The organism is Micromonospora sp. SCSIO 07396, assembly GCF_053667945.1.
In genome coordinates, this window is record NZ_CM132210.1 from 5,454,413 (window position 1) to 5,475,937 (window position 21,525).

The following is a 21,525-nucleotide window of genomic DNA, read 5'->3' on the forward strand; positions in this document are numbered from 1 at the left end:
GACTAACATACTCAGCGTGCAGAGGGAACCACTCATCGTCTTTCCCGCCGTGCTCCGCGACGTGCCGCTCGGGCGACTGCTGTCGGTCGCCGGCCACCTCGTCGACCAGCACTGGGGTCGATACCTGGCCGAGCACCACGGCCTGACCCCGGCCGGGATGCGGGTGCTGTTCACCCTGAACCACCTCGACGACGCCACCCACCGGGACGTCGCCGACCGCTGCTTCGTCCGGCCCGCCACCCTCACCGGGATCGTCGACACCCTCGAACGGGACGGCTTCGTCGAGCGTCACCGCGACGACGCCGACCGGCGCAGCGTACGACTGGCGCTGACCGACAAGGGGCGGGAACACCTCCGCTCCCTGGCCGGCCGGATGCGCACCGACACCCCGCTCACCTCCGTCGACGCCGACCCGGCCCGACGTGAGGTGATCCGGGATTTCCTGATCGAGGTCATCACGACCATGTCCGACGGGGAGGACAAGAGGTTGACAACAACACAGGACCAGGAATCGACCGACCACCCGAAGCCCGGGAGCCATCCGTGCTGATCAGCCTGCTGCGCCGCTACCTGCGGCCCTACCACCGGCCGCTGGGCTTGGTGGTGCTGCTCCAGTTCGTCGGCACGATGGCCTCGCTCTACCTGCCGAGCCTCAACGCCGACATCATCGACCTGGGGGTGGCCCGGGGCGACACCGACTACATCATCCGTACCGGCGGCTGGATGCTGCTGGTCAGCCTGGTCCAGATCGCCTGCTCGGTGACCGCTGTCTACTTCGGCGCGCGGACCGCGATGGCCTTCGGCCGGGACGTCCGCGCGGCGATCTTCGGGCAGGTCAACCGGTTCTCCGCCCGCGAGGTGGCCCGCTTCGGCGCGCCCTCGCTGATCACCCGCAACACCAACGACGTGCAGCAGGTGCAGATGCTCGTGCTGATGAGCTGCACCATGCTGGTCGCCGCCCCGATCATGAGCATCGGCGGGGTGGTGATGGCGCTGCGGGAGGACATCGGCCTGTCCTGGCTGATGCTGGTCAGCGTGCCGGTGCTCGCCGTCGCGCTCGGCCTGGTCATCCGCCGGATGGTGCCCGGTTTCCGGCTCATGCAGACCCGGATCGACACGGTCAACCGGGTGCTCCGCGAGCAGATCACCGGCATCCGGGTGGTCCGGGCGTTCGTCCGCGAACCGTACGAGACGCAGCGGTTCGGGGTGGCCAACGCCGACCTGACCGCCACCGCCCTGCGGGTCGGCCGGCTGATGGCGCTGATCTTCCCGGTGGTGATGCTGGTGCTCAACGTCTCCAGCGTCGCCGTGCTGTGGTTCGGGGCGCAGCGGGTCGACTCCGGGCAGATCCAGATCGGTGCGCTGACCGCCTTCCTGGCGTACCTGATGCAGATCCTGATGGCCGTCATGATGGCCACCTTCATGCTGATGATGGTGCCGCGCGCGGCGGTCTGCGCGGAACGCGTCACCGAGGTGCTGGACACGGAGTCCACTGTGGTGCCACCGGCCGACCCGGTCACCCGGGTCGACGGCCACGGTGAGTTGGAACTGCGTGGCGTGGCCTTCCAGTACCCGGGGGCCAGCGCGCCGGTGCTGCACGACATCTCGTTCCGGGCCACCCCGGGGCGGACCACCGCCGTGATCGGCTCGACCGGCGCCGGCAAGACCACCCTGCTGACCCTCATCCCCCGCCTGGTCGACCCGACCGCCGGCACGGTGCTGGTCGACGGGGTCGACGTCCGCGAACTGGCCCCGGAGGAGCTGTGGCGGCGGATCGGCCTGGTGCCGCAGAAGCCGTACCTGTTCACCGGCACGGTGGCCAGCAACCTGCGCTACGGCAACCCCGACGCCACCGACGAGGAACTGTGGACGGCGTTGGAGATCGCCCAGGCCCGCGACTTCGTGGCCCAGATGCCCGGTGGTCTCGACGCGGCGATCGCGCAGGGCGGCACGAACGTCTCCGGCGGGCAGCGGCAACGCCTCGCCATCGCGCGGGCACTCGTCCGTAAGCCGGAGATCTACCTGTTCGACGACTCGTTCTCGGCGCTCGACCTGGGCACCGACGCCCGGTTGCGGGCCGCGCTGCGCCCGGTCACCGCCGACGCCGCAGTGGTGATCGTCGCCCAGCGGGTCTCCACCATCATCGACGCCGACCAGATCATCGTGTTGGAGGACGGAGGCGTGGTCGGGATGGGCCGACACGACGAGCTGCTCGACACCTGCCCGACGTACGCCGAGATCGTGGCGTCGCAGCAGACGGCGGGGGTGCCGGCATGACCGCCGTACCCGAGCAGAAGAAGGCCCCGGAGGAGACCACGCCGAAGCGGCTGCCGGCGGCCGGCCGGCGCACCGGCGGCCCGCCGTGGATGAGCGCCGGCATGCCGGCGGAGAAGTCGATGAACTTCGGGCCGTCGGCCCGCCGGCTGCTCGGCCGGCTACGACCGCACCGGGTGACGCTGACCGGCATCATCGCCCTGGCGGTGACCAGCGTCGGGTTCGGCGTGATCGGGCCGAAGATCCTCGGCCACGCCACCGACATCATCTTCGCCGGGGTGATCGGCCGGCAGTTGCCGGCGGGCAGCACCGTCGACCAGGCGGTCTCCGGGATGCGGGCCGCCGGCAACGACAACCTCGCCGACATGGTCGCCCGGATGGACGTGGTCCCCGGGGCGGGCATCGACTTCGACGCCCTCGGCCGGACCCTGCTGTTCGCCCTCGGTCTGTACGTGGTCGCCAGCCTGCTGATGTGGTGGCAGGGCTGGCTGCTCAACGGGGTCGTGCAGGCCACCGTGCTGCGGCTGCGCGCCGAGGTGGAGGAGAAGCTCAACCGGCTGCCGCTGCCCTACTTCGACAGGCAGCCGCGCGGTGAGCTGCTCAGCCGGGTCACCAACGACATCGACAACATCTCGCAGACCCTGTCGCAGACGCTGAGCCAGCTGCTCACCTCGCTGCTGACCGTGGTCGGCGTGCTGGCGATGATGTTCTGGATCTCGCCGCTGCTGGCGCTGGTCGCGCTGGTCGCGGTGCCGCTGTCGGTGATCGTGACGCAGCAGATCGCCAAGCGGTCGCAGCAGAAGTTCATCGCCCAGTGGACCCACACCGGCGAGCTGAACGGCCAGATCGAGGAGGCGTTCACCGGGCACGAGCTGGTCAAGGTCTTCGGCCGCTCGCCGGAGGTGGAGGCCAGCTTCCACGCCAAGAACGAGGAACTGTTCCGGGCCAGCTTCGGCGCGCAGTTCATCTCCGGGATCATCATGCCGGCGATGATGTTCGTCGGGAACCTCAGCTACGTGGCGATCGCCGTGGTCGGTGGGCTGCGGGTGGCCTCCGGGTCGATGAGCCTCGGTGACGTGCAGGCGTTCATCCAGTACTCGCGGCAGTTCACCCAGCCGCTGACCCAGGTCGCCTCGATGGCGAACCTGCTCCAGTCCGGGGTGGCCTCCGCCGAGCGGGTCTTCGCCGTGCTCGACGCCGACGAGCAGAGCCCCGACCCGGCCACCCCGGCCCGGGTCGTCGAACCGCACGGCCGGGTCGAGTTCGAGAACATCTCCTTCCGGTACGACCCGGAGACGCCGCTGATCGACGACCTGTCCCTGGTCGCCGAACCCGGTCACACCGTGGCGATCGTCGGCCCGACCGGCGCCGGCAAGACCACCCTGGTCAACCTGGTGATGCGCTTCTACGAACTGGACGCCGGGCGGATCACCCTCGACGGGGTGGATATCACCACGCTGCGCCGCGACGACCTGCGCGGCCGGATCGGCATGGTGCTCCAGGACACCTGGCTGTTCGGCGGCACCATCCGGGACAACATCGCCTACGGCCGGCCGGACGCCACCGAGGAGGAGATCCTCGCCGCCGCGCGGGCCACCTTCGTGGACCGGTTCGTCCGTAGCCTCCCCGACGGGTACGACACCGTCATCGACGAGGAGGGCAGCAACGTCAGCGCCGGGGAGAAGCAGCTCATCACCATCGCGCGGGCGTTCCTGGCCGAGCCGTCGCTGCTGATCCTGGACGAGGCGACCAGCTCGGTGGACACCCGTACCGAGGTGCTGCTGCAACGGGCGATGGCGGCGCTGCGGTCGGACCGGACCAGCTTCGTCATCGCGCACCGGCTGTCCACCATCCGCGACGCCCACCTGATCCTGATGATGGAGAACGGGCGGATCGTCGAGCAGGGCACCCACCAGCAACTGCTCGCCGCGCGGGGCGCGTACCACCGGCTCTACCAGGCGCAGTTCGCCGCGGCGGTGGTCGACGACGAGGCCGAGCCGGCAGCGGCGGCACCGGCCCGGGGCTGAGTGACAGACGGTGCGGGGGCCGGGGCGTCGTGCCCCGGTCCCCGCACCGTCAGCCGGCCGGGAGCAGCTGCGCCGAGCGGGCCGCCACCACCGCGCCGATCAGCCGCACCGCGTCCACCCCCGGCATCGGGTCGAGGCTGCGACCGTCGCGCAGCCGCAGGGCGACCGCGTCGTCGGCCGCCTCCCGGGCCCCGACCACCCCGACGTACGGCACCCGGCGGCGGGCCGCGTCGCGGACCCGGGCACCCAGCGAGCCGCCCGCGTCCACCTCGACCCGCAGCCCGGCGTCGACCGCCCGGCGGGCCACCCGGTCCACCGCGTCGGACTGCCCGGCGTCGACCGGCAGGAGCAGCAGCTGCACCGGGGCGTACCAGGGCGGAAACGCGCCCTCATGCTCCTCGATCAGGTGGGCGAACAGCCGTTCCATGCTCCCGACCAGGCTGCGGTGCACCAGCACCGGCCGTCGCCGGGCACCCGCCGCATCGGTGTACGACAGGTCGAACTTCTCCGGCTTGTCGAAGTCGATCTGCACGGTGGAGATGGTCGACTCCCGGCCTGCCGCGTCGACGATCTGGATGTCGATCTTCGGGCCGTAGAAGGCGGCCTCACCGGGGACCTCCACGTGGTCCACCCCGTCGAGGGCGGCCCGGAGCAGCTCCTCGGCGCGCGCCCAGGACGCGTCGTCCCCGACGTACTTCGCGCCCGGCCCGCGCAGCGACAACCGGAACCCGGCCGGGCGGACGCCGAGCGCCGCGTGCGCCTGGCGGATCAGCCGCAGGATCTCCCGCACCTCGTCGCCGACCTGCTCCAGGGTGCAGAAGTTGTGCGCGTCGTTGAGCGAGATCGCCCGCACCCGGGCCAGCCCGCCGAGCACCCCGGACCGTTCCGCCCGGTACATCCCACCCAGCTCGCCGACGCGCAGCGGCAACTCCCGGTAGGAGCGGCCCCGGGCCCGGTAGACCAGCGCGTGGTGCGGGCAGAGCGCCGGCCGGAGCAGCAACTCGTCGTCGCCCATCCGCATCGGTGGGAACATCTCGTCGGCGAAGTGACCGAGGTGCCCGGACAGCGCGAACAACTCGCGCCGGCCCAGCGGTGGCGAGTAGACGTGCTGGTAGCCGGCCCGGCGTTCCAGCTCGCGGACGTACTCCTCGACGGCGTGCCGGGCCGCCGCGCCGGCCGGCAGCCAGATCGGCAGCCCGGCGCCCGCCAGCGGGTCGGAGACGAACAGGTCCAGTTCGCGGCCGAGCCTACGGTGGTCGATCATGTCGCGCTCCTTGATCGGGTACGACCCGGAGGCGACCGTGCCCGCGACGCCACGAGGCCCCGGGCGGATCGCCCGGGGCCTCGTCGACGGTGAACGTCAGTGCGGCACGCCGGGATCTCCCGGCGTCGTGGTCACCACGGCACTGCGCATGCGGTCACCGTACGACCTGCGGGATGCCCGGCGCGACCGCATTCTCCGCGCTGTCCGGCGCGGGCGTGCAGCACAGGCAGTGACGCGTGGCACCCGTCGGTGCCGGAAAGGGGGAGGGTCGCCGGCACGGGACCTGCCGGCGACCCTCGGCGGCCCGCTCGTCAGGAACGGGGGACCTGACGGTGTGGGGGCCGCGTACTCAACGGTACGCCGACGCCCTCCGCTTCGCCGACCCCCTCCCGCCGGCCGCGCCGGACGGCAGCCGTCGTGCGGCGGGCGGCACACCACCCTGGTGTGCGCAGCCACGCGGTCACCGACGGTGGCCGTGGCCAGCGCGACCGGCCCGGTCTCCGGTGCGGGAAACCGCGGCAAGCTCATAAGGATCGCTTATATTTGGCAGGTGTGGGACGTCAGGCTGCCTCAGGATGATCTTCGCCTTCGATCCGCTACGTGAGGCGGTCTTCCTGGTCGCCGGCGACAAGTCGGGTCAGTGGCAGAGCTGGTACCGGAAGGCCGTGCCGCTCGCGACACAAGGTTCGAGGAACACCTGATCGCACTTAAGGAAGCGCAACGATGAGCAACGGTTCCGATTGGCGTGAGGTCAGGGCCAAGGCGCGTGAGATCGACCCATCCTGGGACGACCCCGAGCGGGTCACCCGTCGTGGTCGGTTCCGGGAAAGGATGCTCGCCTCCGTCAGCGGCGCGCAACTGGCCGACATCCGCCGACAGCTCGGCATGACCCAACAACAGCTCGCCGAGGCCGCCGGCCTGTCCCAGGCCCGAATCAGCCAGATCGAGAACGGCGAGCACACCAGCCTGGAATCGCTCCGCGCCTATGTCACCGGCCTCGGCGGCCAGGTGGACGTGGTCGCCCGCATCGGAAACATCCGGCTCAACGTGGCCTGACCGCACGCCGTCCCGGCCCGGGTCGGATATCGGCCGGAGCGCGACCGACGCCCGACCCGGGTCAGGGGTCATTCGAGTTCGTGGAGCATGAGCTGGCGGGCGGCCTCGGTGATCGAACCGGACAGGCTCGGGTAGATCGTGATGGTCTGGGCCAGTTCGTTGACGGTGAGGTTGTTCTCGATCGCCATGGTGATCGGCAGGATCAGCTCGCTGGCCTTGGGGGCCACCACCACGCCGCCGACCACCTGCCCGGTGGACGGGCGGCAGAACAGCTTGACGAACCCGTCGGCCAGGTCGTCCATCTTGGCGCGGGCGTTGCCGGTCAGCGGCAGCATCACCTGGCGGGCCAGGGTACGGCCGGAATCCGCCTCGTCCTGGGAGACGCCGACGGTGGCCAGCTCCGGGTCGGTGAACACGTTCGCGGCGACGGTACGCAGCCGCAGCGGCCGGACCGCCTCGCCGAGGGCGTGCCACATCGCGATCCGGCCCTGCATGGCGGCGACGCTGGCCAGCGGCAGGACCCCGGTGCAGTCGCCGGCGGCGTAGATGCCCGGGACGTTGGTACGCGACACCCGGTCGACGGTGACGTAGCCGCCCTTGGCCAGCTCGACGCCGTACTCGGCGAGCCCGAGGTCGGCGGTGTTCGGGATCGAGCCGACGGCGATCAGGGCGTGCGAACCGGTCACCACCCGGCCGTCGGAGAGGACCACCTCGACGCCGTCGCCGACGCGTCGGACCGCGTCCGCCCGGGAGTTGTTGAGGATGCTCATGCCCCGGCTGCGGAACACCTGCTCGATGGCCATCGCCGCGTCGGCGTCCTCGTGCGGCATCACCCGGTCCCGGCTGGAGACCAGCGTCACCTCGACCCCCATCGCCTGGTAGGCGCTGGCGAACTCGGCACCGGTGACGCCCGACCCCACCACGATCAGGTGGGTGGGCAGCTCGGGCAGGTCGTACACCTGCCGCCAGGTGAGGATCCGTTCCCCGTCGGGCAGCGCGGTGGGGAGCTGACGCGGGGTGGCACCGGTGGCGATCAGCACGGTGGAGGCGTCGATCGGGTATTCCCCGCCGCCGTCGGCGGGGGTGACGACGACCCGGTGGGTGTGACCGAGGGTGTCCTCACCGAGCCGGGCGGTGCCGGCGACGAAGGTCACACCCGCTTTGATCAGCTTGGTGTGGATGTCGGCGGACTGGGCCAGGGCGAGCCGCTTCACCCGCTCGTGCACGGCCCGCGCGTCGACGGTGACCGCCTCCAGGCCGTCGGAGTGGATGCCGAACTCCTCGGTGTCCCGGTAGCCGGTCACCACCTCCGAGCTGGCGATGAAGGTCTTCGACGGGACGCAGTCGGAGAGCACGCAGGCCCCCCCGGCGCCCTCGGCCTCCACCACGGTGACGTCGGCGTCCAGCTGCGCGGCGACCAGGGCCGCCTCGTAGCCGGCCGGCCCCCCGCCGATGATCACGATGTGGCTCACAGCCCTCGCCCTTCCTCGGTGCTCATAGTGACTTTCTTCTCCCGAACCCGTCCGACACGCACTGTCGTATTCTCCCCCACCCGTCCGCCGGGCTATCGTCATCGCCGTGCGTCACTACGCGGCCTACGGCTCAAACCTGGACCCCGCCCGGATGCGGGCCTACTGCCCGCATTCGCCCATGGTGGGCGTCGGCTGGCTGGAGGGGTGGCGGCTGACCTTCGCCGGTGAGGACGTGATCGGCTGGGAGGGTTCCGTCAGCACCGTGGTCGAGTCCCCGGGCGACCGGGTCTTCGTGGCGCTGTACGACATCGACCCGTACGACGCCGCCCAGCTCGACGAGTTGGAGGGCGTCACCGCCGGCACGTACCGCAAGCTCACCGTGCGGGTATCGACGCTGGACGGGGACGTGACCGCCTGGGTGTACGTCTTCGACGGCTACGAGGGTGGCCTGCCGACCGCCTGGTACCTGTCGGAGATCGCCAACGCCGCCGAGAAGGCGGGCGCGCCCGACGACTACGTCTCCGAGCTGCGGTCCCGCCCCACCGGCACCGCCTCGGCGTAACGCGTATCGCACCCGTCCAGTGTGCTCCCGGCGGCGGGACCACCCGACGGCGACCCCGCCGGGCGTCACCCGGCACACACCGGGGCCGGCTGCCGACAGCCGGGCCGGCGAGGGCAGCCGGGCCCGCCGAGGGCAGCCGGCATACACCTGGGCCGTTGACGGCAGCCGGCCCGTACCGGGTCGGCGTGCTCAGGCGGCGGGCACGCTCCGCTCGTACAGGTCGATCCAGCGGGTCTCGTGCAGCCCGACCGAGCGGTAGAGGGTGACCGGGGTGGTCGGGTTCGCCAGATCGAAGCCGAGCCCGGCGTGGCCCCGGCCCTTGGCCGCGTAGACCGCGAACGCCCGCCGCAGCAGTGCCGCCCCGACCCCGCGCCGCCGGTACGCGGGCAGCACCGACAGTGTGCGTACCCAGCCCATGTCCTGCTCCAGCGCCTGGTCCGACGAGTTGAGCGCGCCGGCCGGCTCGCCGTCGACCTCGGCGATGAACCACTCGTCCCAGACCCGCCCGCCGTCGGTGAGCCGGTCCCGCCAGCCCTCGAACCCGGCCGGCTCGTAGTCCGGGGTGTCCCGGAAGGCGGTGTCGTGGATGTGGTGGAACAACCGCAGGTCGGCCTCGTCACCGGCGTGCAGCGGCCGGACGGTCACCCCGGGCGGGGGCGGCGGCTCGGCGGGCAGGTCGGCCAGCGACCGGCTCATCCGCACGTACCGTTTGGCCCGGGTGAACCCGGCGGCGGTCAGCTCGCCGGCCCAGCGGGTCTCCGGCGCGCACACGGCGGCGCGGGCGGTGAGCGCGGGCCGGCCCCGCTCGGTGGCGCGTTCGGCGACCCGGTGCAGCATCCGGTCGAGCAGCACGGCCCGCAGCGCCGTCGCATGCTCCGGGTCGACGAAGACGTCGAGGTACTCGCGGCCCACCCCGGTCGGGTTGTCGACCACGCTCCAGCCGACCACCCGCTGATCAGGATCGGTCAGCACCCAGGAGTCCTGCTGCGGGTCGAAGAACGGCGCGGTCAGCGCGGCCCGGACGTCGTCGGCGTCGAAGTCGGGGTGGCCGATGGCGAACGTGTCGGCGGCGTGCACCACGGCGAGCAGCGCGGGCACGTCGTCCAGGGTGGGGCGGCGGGCGGTCCAGCCGGCGGGGAGCGTCACGCCGCAGATCCTGGCAGCCCGCCCACCGCTGCGCCGCCGATTTTCCGGGCCGCCGGCCGGTCAGGCCGGGCCGGGACCGCCAGCCGCCCGGCGGAGTGGGGCCGGACCGGCAGCCGCCCGGCCGCGTCGGGCCGGGCCGCCGTCGGACGGTCCCCGGTCGGCAGGTCAGCCGTCCGCGTCGGCGCGGAGCCGGGCCCGCACGTCGGTGAGCAACGCGATCAGTTCCCGGCCCTCGGCCGGGCGCAGCGCCCGGAAACCGGCCGAGGCCAACCGGTCGGTCACCGCCTCGGCCCAGAGCCGCCGCCGCACCAGCGGCCCGACCGGCGGGTACGGCGGGGACCACCCGCACGCCGCCGCCCCGGCCTCCCCCTCCGGCCCGGCCAGCACCGCCTCCAGCGGGGTCATCCCGGCGGCCCGCACGGCGAGCAGGTAGGCCCCGGTGAAGTGTTCCCGCAGCAGCAGGAGCGCCACGGCGGCCCGGGCACCCTCGGCGTGCACGGGCAGCGGCATCGCCCGCCAGGCGGCGAACAGCGGCATGCCTGTCGCGTCGGCGGCGGCCACCACCCGTTCCAGCAGGGCGGTCAACCGGGGTGTGCCGGGCAGGTCGTCGAGATGCTGGGCGCCCCACCGGCAGCACTCGGTCAGGTGGGCGGTGGCCACCTCCAGCGGCCGGACCACCCGCACGGCGGTGTCCCAGCCGTCGGCGACCGCCTCCGGGGCGAGGAAGCCGAGCGCCGCCGCCACCGTCTCGGCCCGGATGTCGCCCAGTGCGCCGGCCCGCCCGGTGACATAGAACGCCCAGCTCGGGATGCCCATCGTCCTGGCCCGGCGCAGGGTCCCCGGGCAGCGGCTGAACAACTCCCCCAGCTCCAGCACGGCGGGTTTGCTCCCGGCGGCCACCTGTTCCGGCGTCATCCCGCACGCCCGTAACACGCATTCATCGCGTTCAGTCTGCCTCCTCACCGCCCGCCGTGGGGTCCGCCTCTTCGGCGTCCACCGCCTCGATCGCCCCCTCGACCTCACCGGTGCGGCGGCGGGCCGCGGTCAGCGTCCGCTCGGCCGCCCGGCGGGCCAGTTTCGCCCGGCTCAGCTCCTGTTCGGCGACGGCCCGACGACGCTCCAGTTCGGCCAGTTCCCCCTCGATCCGGTCGAGCGCCGCGAGGCTGTCCCGCTCGGCCGTGGCCGTGCCGTCCAGCTCCCGTTCGGCCTGCCGCTGGGCGGCCCGGGCCGCCGCCAGCTCCCGGTCCAGCGCACGGCGACGCTTCGCCCGTTCGGCCCGCGCCGCCAGCCGCTCGGCACGGCCCTGTCGCGCACCGCCCCGGTCGGTCTCCCGCTGCGGTACGACGTCCGCCGCACCGCCACCGGGGGGCTCCGCCACGCCACCGGTGACCAGTCGCAGTTGGGGACGGGGCACCTCGCCGAATCCGGAGTGGTGCACCGCCCGCAGCAGCCGTCCGGTGCGGACCTGTTCGGCGACTGCGGTGTCGGCGAGTGCGGCGTGCAGCGTGGCCTCGACCTCGGCCAGCGGCAGCCGGGCGGCCGGCGGCGCGTCGGGCCGGCCGGCGGCGATCCGGCGTACCTCGGCGACCAGGGCGGCGACCAGTTCCCGCCGCTGCGCGGACAGTTCGCGCAGCCGGGGGCCCTTGAGGTCACGCTGGGCGGTGCGTAGCGCCTCGGCCAGCGGCCCGAGGTCGGCGACCAGTTCGGGGCGGTCCAGGGCGAGCAGGTTCACCAGCCAGGCCGCCACCGTGGGCCGTTTCCAGCCGGCGATCCGCCGGGCGGTGGCCGGGTCGCCGGCCCGGCGGGCCTCGGCGACGGCGGCGTCCCGGGCGGCGACGAACCGGTCGGGCGGGGTGCGGTAGAGCTGCCGGACCAGCTCGGACTCGTCGACGGCCACGACTCAGGCGTCGATCCGGCTGCCCGGCTCCAGCCGCTGGTAGTCGGTCCGTGACAGTGCCGTGTACTGCCGGTCGAGCACACCGTAGCCGTTGTCGTTGAGCAACGCGTCGTGCAGGGCGTACGCCCGGCGCGGGGCGACCGCCCGGATGAAGTCGACCACCTCGGAGAACTTCGACCAGGGCGCGTGGATCGGGGCGAAGAGCGTCTGCACCTCGACGCCGGTGGGAACGTACAGCGCGTCGCCGGGGTGGTAGACCGTGTCGTCGAACAGGTAGCCGACGTTCTCCACCACCGGGATGTCGGGGTGGATGACGGCGTGCCGGCCGCCGACGGCACGCACCGGGATGCCGGCGGCGGTGAACGTGTCGCCCGGGGCGACCGGGGTGAGGGCCGGGGCCGCGTCGCCGAGCACCGTGCCGAGCGCGGCCGGCCCGTACACCGGCAGCGGCTCCCGGTCCAGCCGCCTGGTGAGCGCGGCGACGTCGACATGGTCGGGATGTTCATGGGTGACCAGCACCGCGTCCGCCCCGTCCAGCGCCGCCGCCTCGCTGAACACGCCGGGGTCGACGACCAGCACCGCCCCGTCGCGTTCGATGCGGAGGCAGGAGTGCGTGTACTTGGTGAGCCGCATCGTGACTCCTCGAATATCGAATCGTGATCTCCTCAGCGCAGTCTGCCGGAACCGGGGCGGCTGTGCGCCGCGTCCGAGCTAACGCCCCGCGACCGGGGCGCGGACGACGACGGGAGCGGGGATGACACTGAGGACGGCGGGAACCGGGGCGCGGGCCCTGGCGGCGATGGGGTTGGCGGCGCTGCTGCTGGCCGGGTGCGGGGCGGCCGACCGCGACGGCAGTTCGGCCGGTTCCGCGCCGCAGGAGAAGGCACCGGCGCAGGGGGCGCCGGGTGGGGCGGCGCCGGACCGCGACGCGGCTGCGGGACAGGCCGGTACGGGCGCTGCCGACCTGCGGGTCGACCAGCGGGCGATCATCTACACCGGAACGATGCGGGTGCAGGTGGACGACGTGGAGGCGGCGGCCCGACGGGCCGTGGCGGCGGTCACCGCGACCGGCGGGTTCGTCGGCGGGGACCAGCGGCGCAGTGTCTCGGCGTCCGCGCAGGCGGAACTGGAGTTGCGGGTGCCGGCGGCGAAGTTCACCGCGCTCGTCGACGAGTTGGCCACCTACGGCCGGCAGCAGCGCCGCGAGATCCGTACCCAGGACGTCACCGAGGAGACCGTCGACCTGGACGCCCGGATCACCACCCAGCGGGCCCGGGTGGACAGTGCCCGCCGGCTGCTGGCGCGGGCCGACACGGTGGCCGAACTGGTCTCGCTGGAGAACGAGGTGAGTCGTCGGGAGGCGGACCTGGCCTCGCTGGAGGCGAAGAAGCGTCGGCTGGCCGACCTGACGGCGCTCTCCACGGTCACGGTGACCTTCGTCGGCCGGGACGCCTCGACGGCCGACGACGAGCAGGCCGAGGACCGGACCGGCTTCATGGTGGGTCTGCGCGGCGGCTGGACCGTCTTCCTCGCCTCGATGGGCGTGCTGCTCACCGTGCTCGGGGCGCTGCTGCCCTGGCTGCTGCTCATCGGGGTGCCGGTGACGGTGGCCGTGGTGCTGCTGCGTCGGCGACGCCGTCAGCGGCGGCCCGCGCCGCCGGTGGGACCGGTCGGCGGGGGCCACCCGCCCGTGGGACCGGGCGGGGGCCACCCACCGGCGCCTAGCGGACCGCCGCCAGTGCCCGCAACGCGGTCTGCACCATGAGCCGTACCCCGACCGGGACGGCCCGCTCGTCGACGTCGAACGACGCGCGGTGCAGGTCGACGGTGGGGCCGCCGACCCGGCCGACACCGAGCCGGGCCAGTGCGCCGGGAACGTGTTCGAGATACCAGGAGAAGTCCTCGCCGCCCATGCTCTGCGGGGTCTCCGCGATGCCTTCCGGGCCGAGCGCGGCGGCGGTGGCGGCGGTGAGGATACCGATGGCGCGGGCGTCGTTGCTGACCGGTGGCCGGCCCCGCAGGTATTCCAGGTCGACGGTGGCGCCGGTGGGCGCGATGACGTCCCGGACGACCTGAGCGACGATCTGGGGGGCCTGCTCCCAGGTGTCGCGGTCCATCACCCGCAGGGTGCCGGCCGCGCACGCCTCGGACGGGATGACGTTGTACCGGGTGCCGGCCGAGGCGTGGCCGAACACCAGCAGCAGCCCGCTGTTGGCCGGCACCCGGCGGTTGACCAGGGCCGGAACCTCGGTGACCAGGCGGCCGAGTGCGTCGACCAGGTCGACTGTCAGGTGTGGGCGGGCGGTGTGCCCGCCGGGCCCGGTGAGTTTCACGGTGACGTTGTCGGCCGCCGCAGTGATCGGACCGACCCGCAGCCCCACCTTGCCCACCGGCTGGTTGGGGTCGCAGTGCAGGGCGAAGATCTGCACGACGTCCTCCAGACCACCGGCCTCGATGACCTCCAGCGAGCCGCAGGGCAGGATCTCCTCGGCCGGCTGGAAGATGAGCCGGACCCGGCCGTCGAGCTGGCCTGAGTCGGCGAGCTGGGCCAGCAGCATGCCGACGCCGAGCAGCACCGCGGTGTGCACGTCGTGACCGCAGGCGTGGCAGACCCCCTCCACGGTGGACCGGTAGGGGACCTCCTTGACGTCGGTCAGCGGCAACGCGTCGATGTCGGCGCGGAGCGCGACGATCGGGCCGTCCGGCCGCCCGTCGATGTCGCAGATCACCCCGTTGCCCTTGGGCAGGAGTCGGGGGTGCAGCCCGGCGAGGGTGAGTTCCCGGGCGATCAGCGCGGCCGTCTCGAACTCCTCCCCGGACAGTTCCGGGTGGGAGTGGAGGTGGCGGCGGGTGGCGATCAGACCGGGTACCCGCAGCGCGAGCAGGTGATCCAGATCGTGGGGCAGGGGCTGGGACCCGGACGGCGCCTCCGGCCAGGACGACGCCAGCTGGCTGCCGTTCGGCAGCGTCAACGCACTCGTCACGTCGAATTCTCGATCACTAGAAATGGATGGATCTTCGGGGAGGACAGCAGACAGCCTAGACCTCCGATGGTGACGCTGCGCAACCTCGTTACGGTAGCGATCAGAGCGCACAGCGTCACGTAAGCCCTGGTGGGAGGGCTCGAATATCTGCGGGATAGCAGGTAGATCGCGGTCGGACGCCGTCATCTGCCCCCCACCTCCTACAACGCGTAACCGATTGGGCGGTCGCGAAATCGGCATCGATCCGGGGCCGTCGTATCCGAATTGTCGCATTCGTCGCCCCGGTTGGCCGCCGCTCCGACAATTAGCCGACGCCGCCGGGTGATCAACCGACTCCCGACGGTGACACACCGTCTCCGGGCCCGCCCGGACATGCTGTCCGTCCCGTTCACCTGCCCGGACTTACCCACGAACCACGCACCGCACGCCCCGGTCAGGCGGGCCGCCCACCAGGCGGGCGAACCGACCGGCACAGCACCGCCAGACTGTCACCGACGGTAGCCCCACGGGCGTCGGGTGGCGACCCCTAGCGGCCCCGACCGGACGACGACGGCGACCCCTGCCGGCAGCGGACTGCCGGCGGAGGTCGCCGTGCGGATCAGCGTCGGGGGTCGGCCCGTCCGCCGGGTCGCGGGCGGCGCGCCGACCCGGGACCGTGGTGGTCCGACCAAGATCAGAAGCGGTCGCTCGGGCGGTACGTCCCCCAGACCTGGCGCAGCGTGCCGCAGACCTCGCCCACCGTGGCACGGGCCCGCAGCGCCTCCTTCATCGGGTAGAGCACGTTCTCGTCGCCCTCGGCGGCGGTCCGCAGCTCGGCCAGGGCCCGTTCGACCGCCGCGCCGTCCCGCTCGGCCCGCAGCCGGGCCAGCCGCTCCGCCTGGGTCGCCTCGATCGTCGGGTCCACCCGCAGCGGCTCGTACGGCTCCTCGGTGTCGATCTGGAACCGGTTCAGCCCGACCACGACCCGCTCCCCCGCGTCGATCTGCTGGGCGAACCGGTAGGCCGACTGCTCGATCTCCCGCTTCTGGAACCCGGCCTCGATCGCGTCCACCGCCGAACCGTGGTCGAAGACCCGGTCCATCAGGTCGTTGACCGCCGTCTCGATCTCGGCGGTCATCGCCTCCACCACGTACGACCCGGCGAACGGGTCGACGGTGGCGGTCAGATCCGTCTCGTACGCCAGCACCTGCTGGGTGCGCAGCGCCAGCCGGGCGGCCTTCTCGGTGGGCAGCGCGATCGCCTCGTCGAAGCTGTTGGTGTGCAGTGACTGGGTGCCGCCGAGCACCGCGGCGAGCCCCTGGATCGCCACCCGGACCAGGTTCACCTCGGGCTGCTGGGCGGTGAGCTGCACCCCCGCCGTCTGGGTGTGGAACCGCAGCATCATCGACTTCGGGTCCTTCGCGCCGAAGTCGTCACGCAGCAGCCGGGCCCAGATCCGCCGGGCGGCGCGGAACTTCGCGACCTCCTCCAGCAGGGTGGTGCGGGCCACGAAGAAGAACGACAGCCGGGGGGCGAAGTCGTCCACCGCCAGCCCGGCGGCCAGTGCGGCCCGGACGTACTCCACGCCGTTGGCCAGGGTGAACGCGATCTCCTGCGCGGGCGTCGCACCGGCTTCGGCCATGTGGTAGCCGGAGATGGAGATGGTGTTCCACTTCGGCACCTCCTTGCGGCAGTACGCGAAGGTGTCGGCGACCAGCCGCAGCGACGGCTTCGGCGGGAAGATGTACGTCCCCCGGGCGATGTACTCCTTGAGGATGTCGTTCTGGATGGTGCCGTTGAGCGCCGAGCCCGACAGGCCGTTCTCCTCGGCGACGAGCTGGTAGAGCAGCAGCAGCACCGAGCCGGGCGCGTTGATGGTCATCGAGGTGGAGACCTTGTCCAGCGGGATGCCGGCGAAGAGCAGCCGCATGTCCTCGATGGAGTCGATCGCCACCCCGACCTTGCCCACCTCGCCGTGCGCGATGGCGTCGTCGGAGTCGTAGCCCATCTGGGTGGGCAGGTCGAAGGCGACCGACAGGCCCATCGTGCCGGCCTTCAGCAACTGGTGGTAGCGCGCGTTGGACTCGGTGGCGGTGCCGAAGCCGGCGTACTGCCGCATCGTCCACGGCCGGGAGGTGTACATCGTCGGGTAGACCCCGCGGGCGTACGGGTAACGACCCGGCTCGCCCAGGCGGGAGTCCAGCTCCGGGGGGAGGTCCGCGGCCGTGTACACACCCTTGATGGCGAACCCCGACTCGCTCGCCCGCGCTTCACTCATCCACGGATGGTAGGACGCGGGGGGCCGTCGGTGGGGTGAGGGATGGCGCACATCTCGGTTCGGCATCGGTCGACGGGAGGTGAACGGCCAGGTACACACCGTTCGACCCGGGGGTGGGTACGGTCGGATAGCACAAAGGTCCGCCGCGTCGGGTTTCGCATCGGGCGTCGGAACCAGCAAGATAGAGAGGTTGTGTCCCAGCCCCCTCGACTTTCCCGGTGGCTTTTCCTGTGACTCAGATCCCGACGTGGAGCGGCGGACCAGTGAGTCCTCCCAACGGACGCGCAGCACCCGGCACCACCATCGGCGGCCGGTACGAGTTGCGCTCCTCGGTGGGCAACGGCGGCATGGGCACGGTCTGGCGCGCGACAGACACCCTGCTGCGACGTGACGTGGCGGTCAAGGAGGTCGTCCTGCCGCCGGGGCTGGCCCCCAGCGACCGGGATGCAATGTACGAACGCACCCTGCGCGAGGCCCGCGCCGCCGCCGCGATCCAGCACCCGGCCGTGGTCCAGGTGTACGACGTGGTCACCGAGGGTGGCCGGCCGTGGATCGTGATGGAGCTGCTGGACGCCCGCAGCCTCGCCGACATGGTGATCGAGGACGGCCCGGTGGCCGGGCGCGCGGTCGCCAAGATCGGCATCGCGCTGCTCGGCGCGCTGGAGGTGGCGCACGCCAACGGGGTGCTGCACCGCGACGTCAAGCCGGCGAACGTGCTGATCTGCACCGACGGCCGCTGCGTGCTGACCGACTTCGGGGTGGCCCGGATGCCCACCGACGTCCAGCTCACCACCCCCGGGATGGTGCTCGGCTCGCCGCACTTCATCTCCCCCGAGCGCGCCATGGGGCAGGATTTCGGCCCGCCCAGCGACCTGTTCTCGCTCGGCGTGACCCTCTACACGGCGGTCGAGGGGCGTCCCCCGTTCGACAAGGGCGACCCGATCGAGACCATGCATGCGGTCGTCGAGGACCCGCCGGCCACCCCGCAGCGCAGCGGCCCGCTGACCCGGGTGCTGATGGGTCTGCTGGAGAAGGACCCGGCCCGCCGGCTCGACGTGCACACCGCGCGGGCGATGCTGCGCGAACTCCTCGCCGGCCCGCTGACCAGCACGGCGACGGCGGTCAACTCGATCACCGACCCGTACTCGGTGGTGCCGGTGCAGCGTCCGTCGGGGCCGCCGGCCATCGCCGCGCCGCCGGCGGAGTCGAAGCCGAGCGGGCAGATCGGCGGGCGGGCGATGCTGGCCGCCGGTGAGTCGCTGACCGACCGGCTGGCGAAGCTGCGCCGGGGTGAACGCCCCGAGCCGGTGGCGACCTCCTCCGCCGGTGCCCTCGACGACACCAGCGCCGACGCGCTCGCCGGCCCGCTGCACACCCCGACCGGCGCGATGCCGCCGACCGGGTCCACCGCCGGCGCGTTGCCGACCGGCCCGGTCGCCGGGACGTACGGCAGGACCGAGGCCACCCAGCGGATCACCCCGGATGCCACCCAGCGGATCACCCCGGGCACCCCGCCGGAGGCCACCCAGCGCATCGGTGGCGGCACCGCCGACGCCACCCAGCGGATCGGCACGGGCACCCCGGCCGGCCGGCCCGCCTACGGGGCGGCGGAGCCGACCCAGGCCATCTACGGCAGCGGCGGGAACGCCGAGCCGACCCAGGCGGTGTACGGCGGGCAGTGGTCCATCCCCGGCACCGGTCAGTCGTGGACGTCGCCGCCCCCGCCGCCGGGCGGGGACGGCGGTGGCGCGCTCGGCCGGGCGAAGGGTGCCGGCGGTCGCCTGGTCGGCACGGTGAAGGGCTGGCCGCGCAAGCTCCAGCTCGCGGCGGCCGGCGGCCTGGCCGTGGTGTTGCTGATCGGCGCGGTGGCGCTGTTCGGCGGCGGCGACCCGGAGTCGACCCCACCCCCGCAGGCCGGCCCGAGCGCACCCGCCGGTGGGGGGTTCGAGACGCAGGCGCACGACGCCAAGGGCATCCGGGTGAACGTGCCGAAGGGGTGGGCACGCAAGAGCGCCGGTGACTGGGTCGACTACATCGACCCGCAGGACGACACCCGCAAGGTCCGCATCCTGGTCGAGCGGGGCGGCAGTTCCTCGGTCCGCTGGGCCGAGGTGGCCGGCGACAACCTGCGTACCCGGTCCCGGTCCTGCGTGGAGCCCTACCAGCAGGTGGGGATCACCGAGAACACGCTGGCCGGTAAGCCGGCCGCCGAGCTGGAGTACACCTGCGGCAAGGGCGACACCAAGCGGCACGGCGTGTGGCGGGGTCTGGTGCACGAGGGCCGGATCTACTCGTTCTACCTCACCGCCAACGACGCCAGGTTCACCGAGAGCAAGCCGATCTTCGACGAGATGGTCAAGTCGTTCCAGCTCACCGGCTCCAGCTGAGCCGGTCGCCGGGCGGGCCGGTCCGGTCCGCCCGGCGAGGTGATCCGGGTCGACCGGGCCCGGCGAACCACCGCCGTGCTATCAAGGGGCAATGGCGGCGGAAAGCACTGACCTCGACCGGATGCGCGACCAGGCTCGACGCTGGCTCGACGACGACCCCGACCCGGCCAGCCGGGACGAGCTGCGGGCCGTGCTCGACCGGCTGCCGGCCAGCGCGCCGGAGCTGGCCGACCGGTTCGCCGGCCCGTTGACCTTCGGCACGGCCGGGTTGCGCGGCCCGCTGCGCGCCGGGCCGAACGGCATGAACCTCGCGGTGGTCACCCGGGCGGCGGCCGGGCTGGTCGGCTGGCTCGCCGCCGAGGGCGGCGAGGGTCCGCTGGTCATCGGGTACGACGCCCGGCACGGTTCCCGGGAGTTCGCCGAGCGCACCGCCCAGGTCGCCACCGGCGCGGGCCGGCCGGCGCTGCTGCTGCCCCGGCCACTGCCCACGCCCGTGCTGGCCTACGCGGTGCGCAAGCTCGGCGGCGTGGCCGGGGTGATGGTGACGGCCAGCCACAACCCGCCGCAGGACAACGGCTACAAGGTGTACCTGGGTGCCCAGCTCGGTGGGGCGCTCGGCGCGGGGGCGCAGATCGTGCCGCCGGCCGACGCCGGTATCGAGGCGGCCATCCGGGCGGTCGGCCCGCTGGCGCAGGTGCCGCTGGGGCCGCCCGGCCAGGTGCTCGGCGACGACCTGGTCGCCGCGTACGTGGAACGGGCCGTCGCGGTGATCGCCCCGGGCGGGCCGCGTGACCTGCGGGTGGCGTACACCCCGCTGCACGGGGTGGGGGCGGCGGTGCTGACCGCGGCCTTCGCGCGGGCGGGTTTCCCGACCCCGGGCGTGGTGCCCGACCAGGCGGAACCGGACCCGGCCTTCCCCACCGTCAGTTTCCCCAACCCGGAGGAGCCCGGCGCGGTGGACCGGTTGGTGGCCCTCGCCCAATCCACCGACGCCGACCTGGCGATCGCCAACGACCCGGACGCCGACCGCTGCGCGGTGGTGGTCCGCGAGCCGGCCGGCACCGGGACGGGGTGGCGGATGTTGCGCGGGGACGAGGTGGGGGTGCTGCTCGCCGACCACCTGATGCGGCGCGGCGTCGACGGCCTGTACGCGACCACGATCGTGTCGTCGTCCCTGCTCCGGGCGATGTGTACGGCCCGGGGCCGGGCGTACGACGAGACGTTGACCGGGTTCAAGTGGATCGTCCGGGCCGGGGGTGGTACCCCGCCACTGGCGTACGGCTACGAGGAGGCGCTCGGCTACTGCGTGGCCCCCGACCACGTACGCGACAAGGACGGCATCACCGCCGCGCTGACCGTCGCCGAGCTGGCCGCCGGGCTGAAGGCGCAGGGGCGCACGCTGACCGACCGGCTGGACGAGTTGGCCGCCGAGTTCGGGGTGCACCACACCGACCAGTTGTCGGTCCGGGTGGACGACCTGCGGATCATCGCCGACGCGATGGCCCGGGTCCGGGCGGCCACCCCGACCACGCTGCTCGGTGCGCCGGTCACCGAAGCGCAGGATCTGCTGCCCGACGCCGACGTGGTGATCCTGCGGACCGCCGCCGCCCGGGTGGTGATCCGTCCGTCGGGTACCGAGCCGAAGCTCAAGGCGTACCTGGAGGTGGTGGAACCGGTCGCGGACGGGGACGTGCCGGCGGCCCGGACCCGCGCGGCGGCGGCGCTCACCACGCTGCGCGGCGAGGTGGCCACCGCCCTCGGCATCTGACCCCGGCCCGCCGCGTGCTTCGCCGCGCGTCCGGCGCATGATCAACTCAGTGGGGCCGATATAGCGGTATCCGGACGAGGTGGATACCGCTATATCCGCGACATCGTGCGGCCTTATCCAACGAATCGGTCGACCGCGATAGGGCGGTCTCGGCCGTGCAGTCAACTCGATGTGGGTTAAATAGCGGTATCCGCGCCCGGGGATGCCGCTGTATCGGTGACATGGCGCAACTCTTCCCCGAATTCGCCCGATCCCGCCCCGGGCTGGTGGGCAGCCTGCCGAAGGTGGCTGGGCAGGGCTCGGTCGGGGCCCGCGAGCTGGGACCAGCAGCGACATCACTGGGTGTCACCTCTTGCACACCGACCGCTTGCGTGATTAGCATCAGCGCATCGATCTCGCCATTTTCCTGACGTCACCGGTATGCGTTCTCT

General features: G+C 72.8%; 17 protein-coding genes. 9 read left to right on the plus strand and 8 right to left on the minus strand.

Annotation, left to right across the window (positions count from 1 at the left end):
* Positions 1–16: 16 nt before the first annotated feature.
* The 3 genes from ACWCHM_RS23510 to ACWCHM_RS23520 are packed head-to-tail and all read left to right on the plus strand — an operon-like array spanning position 17 to position 4,301.
* The gene (locus tag ACWCHM_RS23510; RefSeq protein WP_204956412.1) at positions 17–550 is read left to right on the plus strand and encodes a MarR family winged helix-turn-helix transcriptional regulator; all 534 of its coding nucleotides are present in this window, start codon (positions 17–19) and stop codon (positions 548–550) included.
* Positions 544–2,277, plus strand: a complete 1,734-nt coding sequence (locus tag ACWCHM_RS23515; RefSeq protein ID WP_454219840.1) for an ABC transporter ATP-binding protein — start codon at positions 544–546, stop codon at positions 2,275–2,277. The genes ACWCHM_RS23510 and ACWCHM_RS23515 overlap by 7 nt, the downstream gene beginning before the upstream one ends.
* Positions 2,274–4,301, plus strand: coding sequence for an ABC transporter ATP-binding protein (locus ACWCHM_RS23520; RefSeq protein WP_454219841.1), 2,028 nt, complete (start codon positions 2,274–2,276; stop codon positions 4,299–4,301). Before ACWCHM_RS23515 ends, ACWCHM_RS23520 begins: the two co-directional genes overlap by 4 nt.
* 49 nt (positions 4,302–4,350) lie before the next feature.
* Here ACWCHM_RS23520 and thrS read toward each other — a convergent pair whose 3' ends face one another.
* On the minus strand, positions 4,351–5,565 hold the full coding sequence (thrS, locus tag ACWCHM_RS23525; RefSeq protein WP_454219842.1) for a threonine--tRNA ligase: 1,215 nt from the start codon (positions 5,563–5,565) through the stop codon (positions 4,351–4,353).
* Between the two features lie 575 nt (positions 5,566–6,140).
* On the opposite strand from thrS, the gene ACWCHM_RS23530 reads away from it, so the two are divergent.
* Both ACWCHM_RS23530 and ACWCHM_RS23535 read left to right on the plus strand, forming a co-directional pair.
* A complete protein-coding gene (locus tag ACWCHM_RS23530) occupies positions 6,141–6,266 on the plus strand; it encodes a hypothetical protein (protein WP_454219843.1) in 126 nt (41 codons plus the stop codon).
* Positions 6,267–6,288: 22 nt separating this feature from the next.
* On the plus strand, positions 6,289–6,621 hold the full coding sequence (locus ACWCHM_RS23535) for a helix-turn-helix domain-containing protein (protein ID WP_088643940.1): 333 nt from the start codon (positions 6,289–6,291) through the stop codon (positions 6,619–6,621).
* Between the two features lie 68 nt (positions 6,622–6,689).
* Here ACWCHM_RS23535 and ACWCHM_RS23540 read toward each other — a convergent pair whose 3' ends face one another.
* Positions 6,690–8,093 (minus strand): NAD(P)H-quinone dehydrogenase, encoded by a 1,404-nt coding sequence (locus ACWCHM_RS23540; protein WP_204956408.1) that lies wholly within the window; start codon positions 8,091–8,093, stop codon positions 6,690–6,692.
* Positions 8,094–8,199: 106 nt separating this feature from the next.
* On the opposite strand from ACWCHM_RS23540, the gene ACWCHM_RS23545 reads away from it, so the two are divergent.
* Complete coding sequence (locus ACWCHM_RS23545; RefSeq protein ID WP_067304651.1) at positions 8,200–8,655, plus strand: gamma-glutamylcyclotransferase; 456 nt, start codon at positions 8,200–8,202, stop codon at positions 8,653–8,655.
* Positions 8,656–8,844: 189 nt separating this feature from the next.
* Here the strand turns inward: ACWCHM_RS23545 and ACWCHM_RS23550 are convergent, their stop codons facing one another.
* The 4 genes from ACWCHM_RS23550 to ACWCHM_RS23565 all read right to left on the minus strand — a co-directional run bounded on the left by ACWCHM_RS23550 (position 8,845) and on the right by ACWCHM_RS23565 (position 12,331).
* Complete coding sequence (locus ACWCHM_RS23550; RefSeq protein WP_204956407.1) at positions 8,845–9,801, minus strand: GNAT family N-acetyltransferase; 957 nt, start codon at positions 9,799–9,801, stop codon at positions 8,845–8,847.
* A 165-nt stretch (positions 9,802–9,966) separates the two neighbouring features.
* Complete coding sequence (locus ACWCHM_RS23555; protein ID WP_204956406.1) at positions 9,967–10,716, minus strand: SCO6745 family protein; 750 nt, start codon at positions 10,714–10,716, stop codon at positions 9,967–9,969.
* A 31-nt stretch (positions 10,717–10,747) separates the two neighbouring features.
* A complete protein-coding gene (locus tag ACWCHM_RS23560) occupies positions 10,748–11,698 on the minus strand; it encodes a hypothetical protein (RefSeq protein WP_454219844.1) in 951 nt (316 codons plus the stop codon).
* A gap of 3 nt (positions 11,699–11,701) precedes the next feature.
* Positions 11,702–12,331, minus strand: coding sequence for an MBL fold metallo-hydrolase (locus tag ACWCHM_RS23565; protein ID WP_454219846.1), 630 nt, complete (start codon positions 12,329–12,331; stop codon positions 11,702–11,704).
* 121 nt (positions 12,332–12,452) lie between these two features.
* Between ACWCHM_RS23565 and ACWCHM_RS23570 the strand changes: the two genes are divergently transcribed.
* Complete coding sequence (locus tag ACWCHM_RS23570) at positions 12,453–13,463, plus strand: DUF4349 domain-containing protein (RefSeq protein ID WP_239484609.1); 1,011 nt, start codon at positions 12,453–12,455, stop codon at positions 13,461–13,463.
* Here ACWCHM_RS23570 and ACWCHM_RS23575 read toward each other — a convergent pair.
* Positions 13,420–14,682, minus strand: a complete 1,263-nt coding sequence (locus ACWCHM_RS23575) for an amidohydrolase (protein WP_454219847.1) — start codon at positions 14,680–14,682, stop codon at positions 13,420–13,422. The genes ACWCHM_RS23570 and ACWCHM_RS23575 overlap by 44 nt on opposite strands.
* Positions 14,683–15,355: 673 nt before the next feature.
* The gene (locus tag ACWCHM_RS23580) at positions 15,356–16,939 is read right to left on the minus strand and encodes an acyl-CoA mutase large subunit family protein (protein ID WP_204956402.1); all 1,584 of its coding nucleotides are present in this window, start codon (positions 16,937–16,939) and stop codon (positions 15,356–15,358) included.
* Positions 16,940–17,169: 230 nt separating this feature from the next.
* On the opposite strand from ACWCHM_RS23580, the gene ACWCHM_RS23585 reads away from it, so the two are divergent.
* A complete protein-coding gene (locus ACWCHM_RS23585) occupies positions 17,170–19,326 on the plus strand; it encodes a protein kinase domain-containing protein (protein WP_454223157.1) in 2,157 nt (718 codons plus the stop codon).
* Between the two features lie 91 nt (positions 19,327–19,417).
* Positions 19,418–21,094, plus strand: coding sequence for a phospho-sugar mutase (locus tag ACWCHM_RS23590; protein WP_454219848.1), 1,677 nt, complete (start codon positions 19,418–19,420; stop codon positions 21,092–21,094).
* The last annotated feature ends 431 nt before the right edge of the window (positions 21,095–21,525 follow it).

Excerpts from the sequence above, each read along its gene's own strand:
- ACWCHM_RS23520 (WP_454219841.1), top strand. The coding sequence starts at position 2,274 with ATGACCGCCGTACCCGAGCAGAAGAAGGCCCCGGAGGAGACCACGCCG.
- thrS (WP_454219842.1), bottom strand. The coding sequence starts at position 5,565 with ATGATCGACCACCGTAGGCTCGGCCGCGAACTGGACCTGTTCGTCTCC.
- ACWCHM_RS23530 (WP_454219843.1), top strand. The coding sequence starts at position 6,141 with ATGATCTTCGCCTTCGATCCGCTACGTGAGGCGGTCTTCCTGGTCGCC.
- ACWCHM_RS23535 (WP_088643940.1), top strand. The coding sequence starts at position 6,289 with ATGAGCAACGGTTCCGATTGGCGTGAGGTCAGGGCCAAGGCGCGTGAG.
- ACWCHM_RS23555 (WP_204956406.1), bottom strand. The coding sequence starts at position 10,716 with ATGACGCCGGAACAGGTGGCCGCCGGGAGCAAACCCGCCGTGCTGGAG.
- ACWCHM_RS23565 (WP_454219846.1), bottom strand. The coding sequence starts at position 12,331 with ATGCGGCTCACCAAGTACACGCACTCCTGCCTCCGCATCGAACGCGAC.
- ACWCHM_RS23570 (WP_239484609.1), top strand. The coding sequence starts at position 12,453 with ATGACACTGAGGACGGCGGGAACCGGGGCGCGGGCCCTGGCGGCGATG.
- ACWCHM_RS23580 (WP_204956402.1), bottom strand. The coding sequence starts at position 16,939 with ATGAGTGAAGCGCGGGCGAGCGAGTCGGGGTTCGCCATCAAGGGTGTG.
- ACWCHM_RS23590 (WP_454219848.1), top strand. The coding sequence starts at position 19,418 with ATGGCGGCGGAAAGCACTGACCTCGACCGGATGCGCGACCAGGCTCGA.